Annotated in this window: 15 protein-coding genes and 1 pseudogene; 10 read left to right on the forward strand and 6 right to left on the reverse strand. The window is 68.5% G+C overall.

What is annotated here, in order from left to right; translation table 11 throughout:
• Window positions 1–9 precede the first annotated feature (9 nt).
• Window positions 10–1,206 carry a type II CAAX prenyl endopeptidase Rce1 family protein gene (locus tag DAT35_RS45715; protein ID WP_369946345.1) on the reverse strand — a complete coding sequence of 399 codons (1,197 nt, stop codon included), beginning with the start codon at window positions 1,204–1,206 and terminating at the stop codon, window positions 10–12.
• Between the two features lie 133 nt (window positions 1,207–1,339).
• On the opposite strand from DAT35_RS45715, the gene DAT35_RS45720 reads away from it, so the two are divergent.
• The 3 genes from DAT35_RS45720 to DAT35_RS45730 are packed head-to-tail and all read left to right on the forward strand — an operon-like array spanning window position 1,340 to window position 4,302.
• A complete protein-coding gene (locus tag DAT35_RS45720; protein WP_233262097.1) occupies window positions 1,340–2,692 on the forward strand; it encodes a hypothetical protein in 1,353 nt (450 codons plus the stop codon).
• A complete protein-coding gene (locus DAT35_RS45725) occupies window positions 2,693–3,868 on the forward strand; it encodes a cytochrome c3 family protein (RefSeq protein WP_108075636.1) in 1,176 nt (391 codons plus the stop codon).
• Window positions 3,868–4,302 (forward strand): Ig-like domain-containing protein, encoded by a 435-nt coding sequence (locus DAT35_RS45730; protein WP_199243204.1) that lies wholly within the window; start codon window positions 3,868–3,870, stop codon window positions 4,300–4,302. The genes DAT35_RS45725 and DAT35_RS45730 overlap by 1 nt, the downstream gene beginning before the upstream one ends.
• Before the next feature lie 45 nt (window positions 4,303–4,347).
• On the opposite strand, the gene DAT35_RS45735 is transcribed toward DAT35_RS45730, so the two are convergent.
• A complete protein-coding gene (locus DAT35_RS45735; RefSeq protein WP_108075638.1) occupies window positions 4,348–6,903 on the reverse strand; it encodes a 1-acyl-sn-glycerol-3-phosphate acyltransferase in 2,556 nt (851 codons plus the stop codon).
• Here DAT35_RS45735 and DAT35_RS62540 point away from each other — a divergent pair.
• Window positions 6,891–6,950: pseudogene (locus DAT35_RS62540) on the forward strand (hypothetical protein); the annotation flags it as partial. The gene DAT35_RS45735 and the pseudogene DAT35_RS62540 sit on opposite strands and share 13 nt — an antisense overlap.
• Here DAT35_RS62540 and argS read toward each other — a convergent pair.
• From argS to dnaJ, 4 genes are all read right to left on the reverse strand, one after another.
• Entirely contained in the window at window positions 6,935–8,653 is a 1,719-nt protein-coding gene (gene argS / locus DAT35_RS45740; protein ID WP_108075639.1) for an arginine--tRNA ligase, read from the reverse strand. The pseudogene DAT35_RS62540 and the gene argS overlap by 16 nt on opposite strands.
• Before the next feature lie 77 nt (window positions 8,654–8,730).
• A complete protein-coding gene (locus DAT35_RS45745; protein WP_108075640.1) occupies window positions 8,731–10,410 on the reverse strand; it encodes a hybrid sensor histidine kinase/response regulator in 1,680 nt (559 codons plus the stop codon).
• Window positions 10,411–10,624: 214 nt separating this feature from the next.
• The gene (locus DAT35_RS45750; RefSeq protein WP_108075641.1) at window positions 10,625–11,350 is read right to left on the reverse strand and encodes a HEAT repeat domain-containing protein; all 726 of its coding nucleotides are present in this window, start codon (window positions 11,348–11,350) and stop codon (window positions 10,625–10,627) included.
• Between the two features lie 103 nt (window positions 11,351–11,453).
• The gene (gene dnaJ, locus DAT35_RS45755; protein WP_108075642.1) at window positions 11,454–12,629 is read right to left on the reverse strand and encodes a molecular chaperone DnaJ; all 1,176 of its coding nucleotides are present in this window, start codon (window positions 12,627–12,629) and stop codon (window positions 11,454–11,456) included.
• 114 nt (window positions 12,630–12,743) lie between these two features.
• Here dnaJ and DAT35_RS45760 point away from each other — a divergent pair, with 114 nt between their 5' ends.
• From DAT35_RS45760 to DAT35_RS45785, 6 genes are all read left to right on the forward strand, one after another.
• Entirely contained in the window at window positions 12,744–13,460 is a 717-nt protein-coding gene (locus tag DAT35_RS45760; protein WP_233262098.1) for a hypothetical protein, read from the forward strand.
• The gene (gene rimI / locus DAT35_RS45765) at window positions 13,457–13,972 is read left to right on the forward strand and encodes a ribosomal protein S18-alanine N-acetyltransferase (RefSeq protein WP_108075644.1); all 516 of its coding nucleotides are present in this window, start codon (window positions 13,457–13,459) and stop codon (window positions 13,970–13,972) included. The genes DAT35_RS45760 and rimI overlap by 4 nt, the downstream gene beginning before the upstream one ends.
• Before the next feature lie 207 nt (window positions 13,973–14,179).
• Window positions 14,180–14,551 carry a 30S ribosomal protein S12 gene (gene rpsL / locus DAT35_RS45770; RefSeq protein ID WP_108075645.1) on the forward strand — a complete coding sequence of 124 codons (372 nt, stop codon included), beginning with the start codon at window positions 14,180–14,182 and terminating at the stop codon, window positions 14,549–14,551.
• Between the two features lie 141 nt (window positions 14,552–14,692).
• Window positions 14,693–15,163, forward strand: coding sequence for a 30S ribosomal protein S7 (gene rpsG, locus DAT35_RS45775; RefSeq protein ID WP_043408972.1), 471 nt, complete (start codon window positions 14,693–14,695; stop codon window positions 15,161–15,163).
• 142 nt (window positions 15,164–15,305) lie between these two features.
• A complete protein-coding gene (gene fusA / locus DAT35_RS45780; RefSeq protein ID WP_108075646.1) occupies window positions 15,306–17,381 on the forward strand; it encodes an elongation factor G in 2,076 nt (691 codons plus the stop codon).
• A gap of 118 nt (window positions 17,382–17,499) precedes the next feature.
• Window positions 17,500–17,653 (forward strand): GTP-binding protein (locus tag DAT35_RS45785; RefSeq protein WP_233262011.1); only part of this gene is annotated, 154 nt, incomplete at its 3' end.

The following is a 17,653-nucleotide window of genomic DNA, read 5'->3' on the forward strand; positions in this document are numbered from 1 at the left end:
CATACACGCTCACGGGGCGTCTCGTCTCGGTTGTTTGGATTGCCTCGCCCGCTCCTGGGCGTACTCCTCGAGCGGTACCTCGCCCCGGCGGGCTCGCACCCGGAGCTCGTCCAGCGCCTTGCGCTCGGCCTGAAGCGCATCCGGCGCGTCCTCGGGCACGGGCTTGAGCGGATAGCGCAGATCGATCTGGCTCAGCCGGACACCCAGCGGATCCAGGGCCTTATAAGCACTCAGGGACAGCACCGCGGCGAACGCCCAGGGAAGCGCCAGCCGCAGCAGGCCCGGAAAGGGCTCTGGCTGGACCGGGGGTTCCGGGGCCTCCACGACCTGGGCCGGACGAGGCGGGCCCAGCAGGCTCGGAAAACGGCGCGTGGCGGACAGCAGCGCCCAGAGTACTCCGCTGCCCATGAGCGCGAACAGCAGGATGGCCAGTTGCTCCTGCCGGGTGGTGGGCTCCTGGGGGGACTCGACCTGCTTCGCGCCGAAGAACAGCACCGTGGACACGAGGTTGTTGGCCGTGTGCGCGAGGATGCCCGGCCACAGCGAGCCGGTGCGGAGCAACAGCCAGCCGAACAGCACTCCCAGCTCCACGCGGGCCAGGAACCCCACCGGATCCAGGTGGAACGCGCTGAAGACGACCGCCGAGAGCACGAGCATTCGCAGGGGCGGACCCCCATGCGACTTCAGGCCCTGGAAGAAGATGCCCCGGAAGAAGAACTCCTCGCACACCGGAGCCCCGAGCGTCACGCTCGCCACGATGAGGGCCATTTCCAGCGGAGATTGCCCGCGGAAGATGTCCGCCACGTCGTAGATCTCCCGCCACGCCTTGGGCAGCAGCGCCTGGGAGACGTACTGGATGGGCGCGACGATGGCGAAGAAGTTGACCACGCCCAGGGCGAACCCGAACGCCACCGGCACCAGGCCCGGGAAGGGGAACAGGCCGGTGTAGCGCACCGGATCCCTCCCCGTGGCGCGCAGGACGATCCAGCCCAGGCCCAGGAAGACGAAGATCTGGGTGAACCAGATGCCGAAGGCCACGTTGAGGGGCTGAACGAGCAGTCCCGAGACCAGGAAGGCCACGAACACGGCCATCGCGGCGAACACCGCCACGGTGCGGGGATCCCATGAGCCGTGCGAGGGAGGTCGTGGGGGGCTGGGGCTGACTTCTTCCACCGGTTTTCTCCGGCTTGCGAGGAGGGTGCTCAAAACACGAGGCACCGGAACGAGGCGCTTCTATAATGCCCGGACTTTGATGCGCTTCCTGAGACGAGCTCAGCGGCGGATGGTGGACACGGGGCGAATCATTTTCCGACGTGCAGGCCCGCTGGCGGCGTTGCTGGTGTCGGGGACGGCCTCGGCCTCGGCCTTCCAACTCGAGGCCCGTACCGAGGCGCAGGTGTACCAGATCCGCGCCTGGAGGGATGCCTCTCCTGACGAGCCGGTATTGCTGCCTCGCCGGAGGATCGTCCAGTACCTCGGGCTCAACGGTTACGAGCTCGTCACCGGGCAGGACGTGGGCTTCGAGTCCAGCCTGCGCATCTTCGCGGACTTCGGTCTGCCGCGCGGCGAGGCGGCGCAGATCGACGGGGTGCGCTCGGAGGACGCGGATCTCCTCTACGCCTTCGTGCGCTACGCGGGTAACGGCTTCGAGGGCCGGCTGGGACGGCAGGTCTACGTGGACGTCGCGGACATCCTGGCCTTCGATGGCGCGCGGGTGCGCTACATGAGCAGGCTGGGGCTCGGCGCCGAGGTGTACGGCGGGTTGTGGGTGAAGGGGGCGGGGTTCCTGTCCTCGTCGGTGTACCAGCCCGATGGGACGCGGGAGAGCGATTCGCGCCGGCTGGACCAGGGCGTGGCCGGGGCGGACCCGTCGCTGACGGCGCTCGAGCCGATGTACGGCGCGAAGCTGCTGCTGGAGGACTTGAAGGGCGTGTCCGCCTCGGTGGGCTACCGCCGGGCGCTGGTGGAGGGGCAGACGGACCTCGAGCGCGCGACGGTGGAGGTGCGGTATGGGCGGGGGCTCGGGTTGAGCGCGCTGGCGGGGGTGGACTTCGATCTGTTGCAGACGCGGCTCGCGCAGGCCCGTGCGCAGGTGCGGTGGGACGGGGAGCAGTTGGCGGTGAGTGGCGAGGCGCTGCGGCTCTCGCCGGTCTTCTCCGCGGACTCCATCTGGTACTGGTTCGCCTTCGCTCCCAGGGACGAGGCCCGGGTGCGCGTGGATTTCTTCCCGCGAGGCCCGCTGCGCTACTACGTGCAGGGCGTGGGGAGCCAGTACCACACGAACATCAACAGTGGCCTCGCGCTGGCGGCGGTGGCGAACGATCCCGGAGGACAGCCGTCCTACACCGCGGGAGGCTCCGCGGGCGCGACGCTGCGCTCGGGCCGCTTCCGCTCGGGGCTGGACGTGTCGTACCGGCGGGGCTTCGGAGGCTCGCAGGCCTGGGTGGATCTCACCGCGGGCTACGGCTTCGGAGATGGGCGCTTCACCCTGGATGGGCGGCTGTCCGCGGCGCGCATCGATGATGGCTTCAACCCGCTGCTGGCGGGCAACTTCTTCGGCGCGCAGGTGTGGGCCAGCCAGGTGCTGACCCGGGCCTCGCGCGTGTCCCTGGTGCTCGAGCAGAACGTGAACCCGTACACCCGCTGGGACTCCAAGGTGTTCTTCCTCTTCGACCTGAAGGCGAGCCTGTAGATGGAGCGCCGGTACCGTACAGCCCTGGGCCTCGTGGCCCTGTCTCTCCTGGTGGCGGGAATCGCCTGGGCGGCCACGGCCCGCGAGCGCAGCCTCGCCATCTACCCGGCCCAGCGCATCCCCGTGAAGTTCGACCACAAGCAGCACCTGGAGGCGGGCGCCGAGTGCGTCACCTGCCACGATGCCGCTCGGGCCAGCAGCTCGGTGAAGGACCTCAACCTCCCGGGCCACGAGGAGTGCGAGACCTGTCACGACATCCAGGCGGCTCGTAAGGGCGAGAAGACGGACCCGCCCGCCAGCTGCAACACGTGCCATCCGGGGTTCGATGCCACGGTGCGCCTGGCGCCGCCGAAGGTGGAGATGCCCCCGGCGAACCTGCACTTCAATCACCAGGTGCATGTGCAGAAGAAGGTGGAGTGCGCGGTGTGCCATGGCGCCATGACGGACGTGCAGCTCGCCACCCGGCAGCAGCTCCCGAAGATGGCCACCTGCTTCGAGTGCCACAATGGCTCCGTGGCCTCGAAGGAGTGCCGCACCTGCCACGTGACGGAGGCCTCGGGCCGGTTGCAGCTCACGTTCCCCTCGGGCGTGCTGCGGCCGACGCAGGGCAACCCGCTGGGCCTGGACCACGGGCCCCGCTACGAGTTCACCCACGGCAGCCGCGCGTCGGTGGACCGGCAGACGTGCATGTCGTGCCACGCCGAGTCCTACTGCCAGACGTGCCACGATGCGCTGCAGAAGCCGCTGTCGGTGCACCCCAACGACTTCATCACCCTGCACCCGGTGCAGGCGCGGATGGAGTCCACGCGCTGCACGAGCTGCCACCGGATGCAGTCCTTCTGTGTCGCGTGCCATGAGCGCAGCGGCGTGGGCATGGACGCGGACCGCTCGCTGCGCCCGCGCAACGTGAAGGTGCACCCGGACTACACCGCGTGGGTCGAGGTGCCCGGGCCCCAGCACCACGGCGTCGCGGCCTCGCGCGACATCCAGAGTTGCGTGTCGTGCCATCGCGAGGAGTCGTGCATGAGCTGCCACTCGGAGCGCTCGGTGAGGCGGCAGGTGAATCCGCATCCGGATGGTTTCGCGGCGGCGTGCAAGCGGGTGGCGGCGGCCAACGACAGGGCCTGCCTCAAGTGCCACACCGAGACGAGCCTCGCGCAGAAGGGGTGCCGCTGATGCGCCGGGTGCTGCTCGTAGGCCTGCTGGGCTGTGCCGGGTGTCTGGAGCCGGGGGACCCGATGCTCGCCGCTCGCGACACGGATCCGCCCGAGGTGGTGTCCACGAAGCCGGGCGCTGGGGGCACGGTGCTCGTGGATGGCTCGCTGGAGGTCGTCTTCTCCGAGTCGATGGACACCCGTACGTTGCGCCCGGGCATCGCCGTCTTCGAGGGCCGGGTGGAGCTTCCCCTGGTGCTGACGGTGCCGCCGGGCTCGGACGTGGACGATAACGTCGAGCGCGGGGACGTGCCGTACACGGTGACGGTGAGCACGGAGCCGGGGGTGCTCAAGCCGGGGACCGCGTACACGCTGGTGCTGCGCAACTCGCTGACGGACTTCGAGGGCAACCCGCTCCGGCAGGAGGTCCGGGTGCCCTTCCGTACGGAGCCGTGACCGCGCGCTCCCCTCTCCCGCAGAGGAGAGGGGAGGGGGAGGGGCTCAACCCTGGTGGCGCAGGTAGCGGTGGATCTCCTCGGCGAACTGCCGGGTCGCCGCCACGTCGGGGGCCGCCGGTCCCAGCTTGAGCTTCTTGTCCTCTTCCACGAGGTAGCGCTGGTCCAGCATGTAGGCCACGGCGTTCTCCAGCGTCACCTTGGCCAGGGACTCGGCCGCGGTGATGCGCCCTGAGTGGTACTCGGCCCGGCCCAGATCCAGTGCCTGCTTCACGAAGGACTTGCGATCCTGTGCCGAGCCCGCAGCCACCTCTGGCAGCGTCTGGGCGGCGATCAGGTACGCCTCGAGGTAGTCCCGCAGCAGGTCCGCCAGGAACTCCAGCTCCGGCCGCGCATGGGGCTCGGGCGCCACGCTCAGCGTGTCCCCCTGGTGCAGCACCAGCCCCATCCGCACCATCCGCTCCACCACCTCTGAGAAGATGGTGTCGAAGCTGGCGCCCACCCGGTAGATGAACTCCACCTTGAAGAGCCTCGAGAGCCACAGCGCCCGGGCCTTCACCTCGTCGAACGGCGCGGGAGCCCCCACCAGCAGCGCGTTGGCCACGAGGCTGCGCGCCGCCACCAGGTTCATCAGCGTGTTCTTGTAGAAGGACATCTCGCCGCGGCGGTCGTCCTCGGCCTGGTAGATGACCTCGCCGTGCGCCTTCTGCGTGCGCACCATCCCGTCAGAGCAGAAGGTACGCATGGCATCCTGGATGGCGCCCATCGCCTCCGGGTTGCTCGGCGAGTCCTTCAGCATCGTGGACAGTGGGGTCTTCTCCTCCTCGGCGATGCGGCGCAGGACGGTGATGCGGTCGGTCAGCTCGCGGCTCGTCATGCCGCGCCGACGGTGGGACAGCAGCGCCGCGCTCACCAGGGCGTGCGGCGTCACCGTGGACACCTTGCTGATGCCATACATCATCCGGTTGCCCAGGGCGCGCACCAGGCCCTTCTTCTGCTCGTCGGTGATGGGCTGGGCCGGATCGATCCCGCGGCTCTTCATCAGGTCCACCAGCGACAGGGGCTCGTCGAAGGTGAGGTGGATGCGGCCGTAGCGCGCCGTGAGCACCTTGGGCGTGCTCAGCAGGGCCTTGATGTCCTCGGGCTTCTTCTCGCCGCCGGCCAGCTCCTTCGAGTAGCTGCTCGACTCCACCACCTTCTCGTAGTCGATGGACACGGGCACGAAGGTGAGATCGTTGCGTGCGCCCTCGATCACGGACTCCACCTGCCAGGTGAACATGCCCAGCTTGGGCTGGAGCAGCTTGCCGGTGCGCGAGCGGCCGCCCTCGGGGAAGAACTCCTGGTGGACGCCGTCGTGGACGAGCTTCTTCACGTAGGCCTTGAAGGACGCGGCGTAGACCTTGTCGTCCTTGAAGGAGCGGCGCAGGAAGAAGGCGCCGCAGCGGCGCAGCAGGGGCCCGAGCGGCCAGAAGGACAGGTTGGCGCCCGCGGCCACCAGGGGCACGGAGTAGCCGCGGTTCCAGAGCACCCAGCTCATCACCAGGTAGTCCACGTGGCTCTTGTGCGAGGGGCACAGCACCAGCGGCGCCTTGCTGGCGGCCTTGAGGGCGCGGTTGAGCCCGGCCTCGTCCACCTCGATGCCGTCGTAGATGCGGTTGAAAACCCACCCGAGCACGGGCGAGACGAAGGCCAGCGTCGTGGGGCTGGGCTTGGCGGCGATGGCCTCCAGGTTGCGCCGGGCCTGGCGCAGCACGCTGTCCGGCTTGCGGTTGTCCTCGGTGGCCACCGTGTCCAGGGCCTTGCGCAGCGTGCGGTCGCGCAGCGTCTCCTCGAGGATGCGCACCAGGGGCTTCACCGGCGGCCCGAAGACGGCGCGCGTCTCGCGGGCCAGGTGGTGGTTGAGCGCACTGCGCACCTTGCGCGCGATGAGCTCGTCCGAGTCCTCCGGGTTCTCCTCGATGAAGCGCTTGAGATCGATGGGCTCGCCCACGCGGAACTGCGCGCGGCGGTAGTTGCGGAAGAAGGCCACCATCGAGTGCAGGAAGCCCGGGGCGTCCGGGCTGCCGAACACCCGGTCCAGCAGGCTTGGCTTGACGCGCGAGGTGCGCTTCTCCCAGACGAAGAGCTCGGGGACCAGGTAGATGGTCTTGTCCCCCTTGCGAGCCATGGCGACCAGGGCGGGGAAGGGGTTCTCCTCGATGTCCTTGCCCGCGGCGCTCAGGAGGGCCGTCTTCTTGAGGAAGATGAGGCCGCTGCCGCCCTGGCGCCGGGCATAGGTGAAGCGCACATCGAAGTCGCCGCGCTGGGCCGTCTTGCGGAAGGGGCGGGTGAACCAGGGACGCAGGTTCACCACGGCCCGCACGGGGGGCAGGGCCCGGCGCACCATGGCCCAGGCCAGGTAGAGGAAGTTGATCCACGCCGTGGTGCGCATGACGTGCACCACGAACCCCTTGGTGTGGAGCGAGCGCAGCTCATCCTCGGCCTCGGCGGGGAAGCGAACCCCGTCGAAGTAGCGCTGGCCGAGCACCCGGGACATGGGTCCGAACTCGTCCTTCAACGCCTCACTGTGATTCACAGCTTCTTGTGTCAATGCGGTGTCCACGTGCGGCCCCCCTGTTTCCACTCGAGCCTCGCTACATGTTCTCCGGAGCTGCGATACCCAGCAGCCCCAGGCCAGCGGCCAGGGCCGCCCGAGTCGCGTCCGTCAGCGCCAGCCGGGCCGCCTTCAGGGGCTCGTTGCCCTCCACGAGCACGCGCTTGGAGCGATCCTGGTTGCCCAGCGTGTAGTAGCGGCTGAACTCGGCGGCCAGGTCCAGCAGCCACCGGGCCACGAAGCTCGGCTCGGCCTGCTCCGCGGCCTCCTGCACCACCACGGGCAGCTTGGCGATGACGCGCAGCACGGCCTGCTCCTCCGGCAGGGTGAGCAGGGACGCGTCATACGAGGCCGGAGCCCCGCCGCCCCTGCGCAGGATGTTGCAGGTGCGCGCGTGCGCGTACTGGAGGTAGGGACCGGTGTGGCCGGTGAGGTTGAGGACGTCATCCCAGTCGAAGGTGTAGTCGGTGGCCCGGCGATTCTTCAGGTCTCCGAAGACGATGGCGCCCAGGCCGATCTGCTCGGCGAGGGCCTCCGGATTGTCCGTCTGGATGGCGCCTTCCTGGATGTTCTGCTGCACCTTCTCCATGGCGCGGGCCTTGGCCTCGTCGAGCACGTCATTGAGGAGCACCACGTTGCCCTTGCGGGTGCTCATCCCGTGCACGCGGCCGAAATTGATGTGCACCATGCGCTCGGACCACTCGCGGCCCATGGCCTTGAGCACCCGGAAGAGCTGCCGGAAGTGCAGCGCCTGATCCGTGGCCACCACGTACAGCGACTTCTCGAAGCGGAAGCGCTCGTGTCGATCGATGGCCGCCGCCAGGTCGCGCGTGGCGTACAGGGTGCTGCCGTCGTTCTTCTTGAGCAGCACCGGCGGCTCGTTTTCTGCGTAGGGCAGATCCACGATGGTGGCGCCCTGGGACTCCTTGACGCCCGGAGCGCGGGCGATCTCCTCGATCACCGGCTCCATCTTGCCCTGGTAGAAGCTCTCGCCCTCGATGTGCTCGAACTTGATGCCGAGCCGGCTGTAGATGCGCTCGAAGTCGCGCACGGACGTCTCGCGGAACTCCTTCCAGAGCGCGAGCGCGTCGGACTCACCGGCCTCCATGCGCCGGAAGAAGTCGCGGGCGCGATCGTCGAAGGCGGGCTCGGCCTCGGCGCGCTTGTTGGCCTTGACGTACACCTCCACCAGGTGGGCCATGTCCTTGCGGTGGGCCGGATCGCCGTACTCCTGGAAGCCCACGGCCACCAGGCCGAACTGCTTGCCCCAGTCGCCCAGGTAGTTGATGCCCTCGACGCGGTAGCCGAGCGCCCGGTGCAGGTTGGCCACGCTGTGGCCGATCATCGTCGAGCGGATGTGGTGGAAGGCGATGGGCTTGGCGATGTTGGGCGACGAGTAGTCCATGACCACCGTCTTGCCGGCGCCCACGTCACTGCCGCCGTAGCGCGTGCCCTGCGAGCGCGCCGCGTCGATGACCTCGGCGGTGAAGGGCATCTGCGCGAACTTCGCGTTCACGTAGGGGCCAGCGGCCACCACCTCCAGACCGGGCACCTTGACGCTCTGGGCGAGCGAGGCCGCGATGGCGGGGGGAGCCTTCTTCTGGGCCTTGGCCAAGGGGAAGGTGGGGAAGGAGAGGTCGCCGTGGGCCGGGTCGGCCGGCTTGATCTGGGAGTCGATCTCGGAGGCCGGCACGCCCAGGGCCTGGGCGAGCGCCTCGACGAAGGCAGTCCGATAGCGGGAATAGACGGAAGGATTCATTGGATCGCGCGGATACTAAGCGAAACCCGGGCGTAATCCGCGCACCTTCTGTCAACGCGTTGAGTCGCAGTGACCTTTCACGTGACGGCCGGGTTGCGGCGGCTCGGACGGACCACGGCGGCCACGGTGTCGAGCAGCCGCGGCAGTTGCAGTGGCTTTTCGAAAAATCCGTCGATGCGGTCCAGCCCCTGGCCCGCGCCGAGGCTGGAGACCTCGCTGGCGCCGGAGATGATGTAGACGGCCACGTCGGCCAGGGACTCGGTGCCGCGGATGAAGCGCAGCACGGAGCGCCCATCGTCCTCGCTCAGTCGCAAATCCAACAGCACCATGGCCGGGCGGATGTGCGAGAGGATGGAGCGAGCCTCGGAGGCCCCCGAGGTGGACATCACCCGGTAGCCCTCCTGCTCGAGCACCTGCTGGAGCACCTCGCGGCAGTCGGCGTCGTCCTCGACGAGCAGGATGCCGCCTGCGCGGGGGCCGGCCTGGGCGGAGTCGGGGGTGCTGACGGCGCCGGCGAACATGGGCAGCACCAGCTGGAAGGATGCTCCCTCACCCAGGGTGCTGGTGGCCTCCACCCGGCCGCCGTGGAGCGCGAGGATCTTGGCCACCAGCGGCAGGCCCAGGCTGCGCCCCTGGCCGCGGGTCCCCTCGGGCCGGTAGAAGGGATCGAAGACGTGCTCCAGGTCCTCCGAGCCGATGCCCGGCCCGGAGTCCTTCACGGTGAGCACGGCGAGCCCGTCCTCGATGGAGACGCGCAGCTCCACGGTGTCCTCGGCCTCGCAGCGGTGGATGCCGCTCTCCACGAGGTTCTGGATGGCCTCGGCGATGCGCTCGCGGTCGCCGCGGACGAAGACCTCGCCGGAGGGGGGCAGGGTGAGCTGCACCTTGGCCTGCTCGGCCATGGGGGTGAGGGTGCGGATGACCTCCTCGGCCACGGCCTTGAGGCCGAAGGGGCGCTGGTTGAGCTGCATCTTCCCGGCCTGGAGGCGGGACATGAGCAGCAGATCATTCACCATGCGCAACATGCGGTCCGCGCTGCGATCGCACACCTGCACCGCGCGGCGCTGGGCGTCGGAGATGGGCCCGAGCTTCTCGCGCCCCATCATGGCCAGGTAGGCCTTGAGGGTGGTGAGGGGGTTCTTCAGGTCGTGGGACACGTTGCCGAGCAGCTCGTCGCGGCTCTGCTCGAGGGCCTTGAGGCCGGCGATGGCCGTCTGGAGGTCCTTGTTGCGGCGGGCGCTGTCGTCGCGCAGGCGGGCGACTTCATAAGCGGCGGAGAGCTGGCCGGCGATGGCCGCCAGCAGCGAGTCCGAGAGCGAGCGGCGCGGGGCGATGATGGCCAGCACGCCGCTGATGCCCTGGGGGCCCTCGAGCGGCACGGCGACGGTTTCCTCGTCGCGGAGGATGGTTCGCTCGGCGAAGGCGCGGCCGACCAGGCCCTCCTCGGGGGTGGCGGCGGTGATGCGCTCGTCGTAGCGGCCGCGCACGTGCTCGACGTGGAGCTGGTTGCGCGAGGCGAGGAAGCGGGCCACGTAGCAGGCCTTGGCCTGCATCAGCCCGTGGATGATCTGGAGCTGGGAGCGGAGGGCCTCGGTGGGACCGGCGCTGGAGCTGATGTGCTGCGCCATCTCCACCAGGGCGCGCTCGGCGGCCTCGCTCTCCACGGGAGGCTGGGGCTTGACGGTGCGGCGGGGCTTCTTCGACTCGGGGCGGAGGGTGACGACCTCGGCCAGATGCGGAACCTTCTTCTTGGGCACGGAGCTACCTCGGCTACCAGGGGGCGGCGCGCCCGCCCACGTCCAGGGTGGGGTGACGCGCTCGCCGCTCAGGCCGATCCTGCGTCACCCGGCGCCGGGGTGAAACCCTTCCCGGGGCCACACCCGGAACAGGGCCGACCGGAGGACAATTGCCGTGTTGAATGGACGACAGGGCGGCGGGTGGGAGATATCCGACCCGCCAGGGCCCGGGCGCTCAGCCGCGGCGCTGCACCAGACCGTTGCCGTCGAGGTAGTAGGGGTCGGCCAGGGTCGCCTCCACCTTCTCACGGAAGCCCTGGACGCCGAAGCCGCTCTCCTGGAGCGAGGCGAGGGCGGCCACCTGCACGCGGCGCGCGGTATCGCCGGTGGTCAGCAGGCGGAGGATGGGCTCGCGCGCCGGCTCGTACTTCAGGGAGCCGAGCGCCTTGAGGGCGGCGATCTTCACGTCATCCGCCATGTCGTCGAGGTGGGGCACCACGGCCGGCGCGATGCGAGGGTCCTGCTTGCCGGTGACGTAGTGGAGGAGGACCACCTTCTTCTCGGGGTCGCGCATGTACTGGGCGCTCAGGGCGGTGAGCGTGTCCACGACGATGCCGACCACCTCGTTCTCGGGCAGGAGCGCCTCGAGGATGCGCAGGGCCCAGGAGGTGGCCTGCTCGGTCTTGCGCAGGAACTCGGTGACGGGGGCGAGGGCGTCCTTGCCGAAGCTCTTGACGAACTCGAAGACGAGCTCCTTCTCGTCGGCGTCCGTGGTGAGGGGCTCCACGGTGATGGTGTAGCGCTGCAGCAGGACGCTGACGGCCTCGGGGTACTTCATCTCCCCGAGCTGGTGGAGGGCCTTCTGGCGGGTGGTGGGGTCCCCGTACTTCTGGGTCACCTTGGACTTGAGCTTGAGGGCCTTCTCGGGACCGGAGCCGCCGAGGAAATCGAAGATGCCCATAGTGGGAGATGCTCCGAGGGTGAGAACGAGTTCTGTGGAGCGCCGTGTAGGACGCGGCGCAAGCTAACGCAAGAAGCTTGGATGGCCAGTGGCTGGCCGTCGATTACAACAGCAGGGTGCTGCGGACATCCGCCTGGTAGGCGCGAGCGAGCGTCTCGGCGGCCTGGCGGGCCTCGTGGGTGGGCTGCTCGGGCACCTTTACCTGGAGTGTGAGGTAGAGGTCGCCCGGGGGGCCGCCCTTGAGCGCGGGCGAGCCCCGGCCCTTGAGCCGCATGCGGCGGCCGGACTGGGAGCCCTCGGGCACCTTCACCGTCACCTCTCCCTGGAAGGTGGGCACGCGGACCTCGGCGCCGAGCATGGCCTCGGTGACGGTCACCGGCAGGTCCATGTAGAGGTCATCTCCCTCGCGGCGCACGAGGGGGTGCTCCTGGACGATGGTCTCGATGTAGAGGTCACCCGGGGGGCCGCCGAGCGTGCCCGCGGCGCCCTGGCCGGCCAGCCGCACCTTGGAGCCCGTCTGGACGCCGGCGGGGATCTTCACGGTGAGCCGGGCCGTCTCCTCCAGGACACCCGTCCCCTGGCAGGAAGGGCAGGGCGGGGCGGCGCGGCCGGTCCCGCGGCAGGTGGGGCACGTGCCGCTCGAGGCCATGCCCAGGATGCCGCCGCCGCGGCGCACCTTCCCGGTACCTCCGCAGGTGGCGCACGTGGTGGGGGTCCCCACCTGGCCCGAGCCCTGGCAGCGCTGGCAGCGGCCGGGGCGCTGGAGCGAGATGCTGCGCTCGGTGCCGGTGAGGGCCTCGTTGAAGCTGAGCGTGAGCCGGGCGGTGATGTCCTCGCCGGGGGTGGGCCCTGCGGTCCGGCCTCCTCGACCGGCGCGTCCGAAGAGCTCGTCCACGTCCACGCCGCCGCCGCCGCCCGCGCGGCTGAAGATGTCGCCGAAGATGTCGCCCAGGTCGAAGTCCGCGCCGCCACCGCCGCCGCCGAAGGGCCTGCCACCGGCGGCCTGGGCGGCCTTGTAGGCGCGGTACTGCTCGGCCTTCTTCTCGTCGAAGCCGAACTGGGCGGCCTCGTCGCCGAACTCGTCGTACAGCTTGCGCTTGCGCTCGTCCGAAAGCACTTCAAAGGCCGAGTTGAGCTGTTTGAACTTCTCCTCGGCCGCCTTGTCGCCCGGGTTGACGTCGGGGTGGTACTTGCGAGCGAGCTTGCGGAAGGCCTTCTTGATTTCGTCGGCCGATGCCGTCCGGGACACGCCGAGAATCTGGTAGTAGTCGTCCGCCATAAGGTGCTGCCCTCCGAAACTGCAAGAACGTAACCAGCCGTCCGGCGATCGCCAGCACGGCGTGTGGCCCAAGGTCCGGATGTATAAAGTGGCCGGAGGGTCATGAGGGAGAGCATGGGAGTACCACGCGGACGAAGAGCGAAGACCGGGCTGGTGGTGGGCTGGCTCGCGCTGGTGCCGGTGGCGGCTGCCGGGCAGGCCGCTCCCGAGGCCTCCCAGGGGGCGGCCGCGGCGGAGGGCCGGGTCATCGACCGGGTGGTGGCGGTCATCGGCAACCAGGTGCTCACCCTGAGCGAGCTGGAGTTCGAGACGCGGGTGGCGCTGGTGCAGCGAGGAGGCGTGCGGGCGGCGGAAGCCCGGCTCGACGAGCAGACGCTCCGGGGGGCGCTCGAGCTGGCCATCAACCAGCGGCTGCTGGTGGCGGGGGCGGATCGTCTGCAGGCCTTCGCGGCGGAGCGCTCGGAGGTGGAGGCTCGGCTGAAGGTCTTCCGGGAGCGCTTCGAGGACGAGACGGCGCTGCTGGCGTTCCTGGCCCGGCATGACGCGGACCTGGAGCAGTTGTTCGCGGTGCTGGAGCGGGGAGTGCGGGCCGAGCGCATCCTGGACAGCCGGTGCCGCCTGCGGGCGCAGGTGAGCGAGGCGGAGACGCGGCGGTACTGGGAGGAGCACAAGGCGGCCCTGGGAGGACCGTACGAGTCGGTGCGGGAGGCCCTGAAGGAGAAGCTGATCCGGGAGCGCTACAGCCAGCTCGCGAAGGAGGAGTTCGCCCAGGTGAGGGCGGGCGCGAAGGTGCGGCGGGTGGCTCCCTTCGCCCGGGAGGCGCTGCCATGAGGCGGATGCGCGAGGAGCCCCAGCCGACGGAGCAGGCGACGCCGGAGTCCCCGTACCGCATCCGCAGGATGACGCGCGAGGACCTGCCGGCGGTGATGGATCTGGAGAAGGCCTCGTTCAGCAACCCCTGGTCGTTCGAGCTGCTGCAGCGCGAGCTCGGCCACGACTGGTCCGTCATCTTCCTCCTGGAGGAGTCTCTGATGGAGGGAGGGCGGCGGCTGCTGGGCATCTCCATCTTCTGGATCGTCCACGACGAGGTGCACGTGCTGAACGTGGCGACCGCGCCGGCGCACCGCAGGCGTGGGGTGGGGCGCCGGCTGATGGAGGCCACCCTGGCCGAGGGGCGGTCGCGCAAGTGCAGCCTGGCCACGCTGGAAGTGCGTAAGAGCAATGATCCGGCCATCCACCTGTACAAGTCGTTCGGCTTCCGCCCGGTCGGGGTGCGGCCGAACTACTACGTGGACGAGGGCCGGGCGCCCGAGGACGCGATCGTGATGGTCCTCGACTTCTAGCTGCCGGGGGAGTAGAGGACCGGCCCCGCCAGGAGTGAGTAGGAAAGGATGCCCGTGCCGTCCACGGTTGGAACGCCGTGGGCCAGCAGTGCTTGACACAGGGTACTCCCTCCCTATACTCGCGGCCCTTTTTCAAGCGCAGTTGTAGGTTTGTATGCGCCCCTGGGTACACCCGCCCGGGGCAAATCGGGAAGGAAGAGAAGCTCAGTGCCAACCATCAGCCAGCTGGTCCGCAAGGGCCGCGAGAAGTTGAACATCAAGGGCAAGAGCCCCGCTCTGAAGGAGTGCCCTCAGAAGCGTGGCGTCTGCACCCGCGTGTACACCACGACGCCGAAGAAGCCGAACTCGGCGCTCCGCAAGGTGGCGCGTGTTCGTCTGACGAACGGGATCGAGGTCACCTCGTACATCCCGGGCGTGGGTCACAACCTCCAGGAGCACTCGGTGGTGATGATCCGCGGAGGCCGTGTGAAGGACCTCCCGGGCGTTCGCTACCACATCATCCGCGGAACGCTGGACTCCGTGGGCGTGGCCGGCCGCAAGCAGGGCCGTTCCAAGTACGGCGCCAAGCGCCCGAGCTGATTCGGGTCGATCACCTTCGTTTCATTCGCATAGGTCGCTTGCCCCGCACCCTGGGGAGTCTCCTCGATATCGCCAACGCAGTTGAAGCCCCACCAATTGACTCCCAGGTGCATGGGAGAGGGGCGTAAGGGATGGAAAGCAATGCCTCGTCGTCGCGTAGTAGCCAAGCGCAAGATCCTTCCTGATCCGAAGTTCCAGGATCGCCTCGTCACGAAGTTCGTGAACGACCTGATGCGCAAGGGGAAGAAGTCCATCGCCGAGCGGGTGTGCTACGGCGCCTTCGCCCTCATCGAGGAGCGTGCGAAGGAGGATCCCCTCAAGACCTTCAAGAAGGCCCTGGACAACGTCAAGCCCGTGCTCGAGGTGAAGAGCCGCCGCGTCGGTGGCGCCACCTACCAGGTGCCCGTGGAGGTCCGTCAGGATCGCCGCGTGGCGCTGGGCATGCGCTGGATCATCACCTACGCCAAGGCGCGCGGTGAGAAGACGGCCATGGAGAAGCTGGCGGGCGAGATCATGGACGCCGCCAACAACCGTGGCAACGCGGTGAAGAAGCGCGAGGACACGCACAAGATGGCCGAGGCCAACAAGGCCTTCGCCCACTACCGCTGGTAGTCCTTGGCGTCCTGAAGTGCCCGACACCCGGATGCGGCCCCCCGCGTCCGGGTGTTTCAGGTCTTTGACAACCGTTTCGTTGGTTTCGTGGTGGGAAGGGCAGGGGAGCACGCCCCATCCCGTTCTGGAGAGGTTCGGAGAAATGCCTCGCGAGTATCCGCTCGAGCGCTATCGCAACATCGGCATCATGGCGCACATCGATGCCGGCAAGACCACGACCACGGAACGGATCCTGTTCTACACAGGAGCCATCCACAAGATGGGCGAGGTGCATGAAGGCACCACGACCACGGACTGGATGGTGCAGGAGCGCGAGCGCGGCATCACCATCACCTCGGCCGCCATCACCGCCTTCTGGAGCCGGAACGATCAGAAGTTCCGCATCAACATCATCGACACCCCGGGGCACGTGGACTTCACCATCGAGGTGGAGCGCAGCCTGCGCGTGCTGGACGGGGCGATTGCCGTCTTCGACGGCGTGAACGGTGTGGAGCCCCAGTCCGAGACGGTCTGGAGGCAGGCGGACAAGTACAAGGTCCCCCGCATCTGCTTCATCAACAAGATGGACCGGGTGGGCGCGGACTACGAGATGTCCGTCAACACGATCCGCGAGAAGCTGGGCGCCCGTCCGGTGCGCCTGCAGCTTCCGCTGGGCGCCGAGGACAAGCACCGCGGGGTCATCGACCTGGTGCGGATGAAGGCCCTCGTGTTCCACGACTCGGAGCAGGGCAGCCGGTACGACGTGGTGGACATTCCCACGGAGTTCCTCGAGCAGGCCACTGCGGCCCGGAACGAGCTCGTGGAGACGGCGGCCGAGCAGGACGACGCGCTCACCGAGAAGTTCCTCGAGGGTAAGGAGCTCACCGAGGAGGAGATTCGCGGGGCCATCCGGAAGGGGACCCTGGGGCTGAAGATCTTCCCCGTGTTCTGTGGCTCGGCCTTCAAGCACAAGGGCGTGCAGCCGCTGCTGGACGCGGTGGTGGACTACCTGCCCAACCCGCTCGAAGTGCCTCCGGTCCACGGCAAGAACCCGAAGGGCGACGACGAGACGCGTCAGACGGACGACAAGGCGCCCTTCAGCGCGCTGGCGTTCAAGATCATGAACGATCCGGCGTTCCAGTCGCAGACGCTGACGTTCCTGCGCATCTACTCGGGCAAGCTGGAGGCGGGGACGGCGGCGTGGAACTCGGTGAAGGGCAAGCGCGAGCGCATCAGCCGCCTGGTGCAGATGCGCGCGGACAAGAAGGACGAGGTCCAGGAGTGCTACGCGGGTGACATCTGCGCGGTGGTGGGCCTGAAGCTGGCGACCACGGGCGACACGCTCTGTGACGACAAGCACCCCATCATCCTGGAGCGGATGGAGTTCCCCGAGCCCGTCATCGACGTGGCCATCGAGCCGAAGTCCACGGCGGACCAGGACAAGATCATCACCAGCCTGGCGCGCCTGGCGATGGAGGATCCGTCCTTCCGCGTGAAGACGAACGAGGAGACGGGGCAGACCATCATCGCCGGCATGGGCGAGCTGCACCTGGAGATCATCGTCGACCGGCTCCTGCGCGAGTTCAAGGTGGACGCCAACGTGGGCAAGCCCCAGGTGGCCTACCGCGAGACGATCACCAAGGCGGTGGACAGCGAGGGCAAGTACATCCGCCAGACGGGTGGCAAGGGCATGTACGGCCACATCAACCTGCGGGTGACGCCCAACGAGCCGGGCGCGGGCTTCGCCTTCGAGGACAAGGTCGTCGGCGGGGCGGTGTCCAAGGAGTTCATCGCCGCGGCGAAGCAGGGCGTCCAGGAGGCCATGCAGAGCGGCCCCATCGCGGGCTACCCCATGCTGGACATCAAGGTGGAGGCCTACGACGGCTCGATGCACGACGTGGACTCCAACGAGATGGCCTTCAAGATCGCCGGCTCGATGGCCTTCCGGGACGCGGTGCGCAGCGCGGACCCCGTGCTCCTCGAGCCCATCATGGACTGCGAGATCATCACCCCGGACGACTTCACGGGTGATGTCATCGGCGACCTGAATGGCCGCCGCGGGAAGATCCTGGGCATGGAGCCCCGGCCGGGAGGCGTGCAGGCGATCCACGCCCAGGTGCCGCTCGCCAAGATGTTCGGGTACTCGACCGACCTGCGCAGCCGCAGCCAGGGAAGAGCCACCTATACCATGCGGTTCAGCCACTACGCCCCGGCCTCGAAGGACGCACTGAACCGGTGAAGTAACCGGCTCCCTGGAAGGGGAGCAGGCGATTTCGATTGACGTTTTTGCAGGTTTGGAGCACGACGCAGCACCTTTTCTCGATTCGGCCGGTGCGCCGGTCTCGCGAGGAGCAGCAATGAGTAAGGAGAAGTTCGACAGAAGTTTGCCGCACGTCAACATCGGCACCATCGGCCACGTTGACCACGGCAAGACGTCCCTGACGGCGGCCATCACCAAGGTGCTGGCGAAGACCGGCGGCGCGACCTTCCTCGCGTACGACCAGATCGACA

The organism is Vitiosangium sp. GDMCC 1.1324 (assembly GCF_003044305.1).
Taxonomy (GTDB): domain Bacteria; phylum Myxococcota; class Myxococcia; order Myxococcales; family Myxococcaceae; genus Archangium.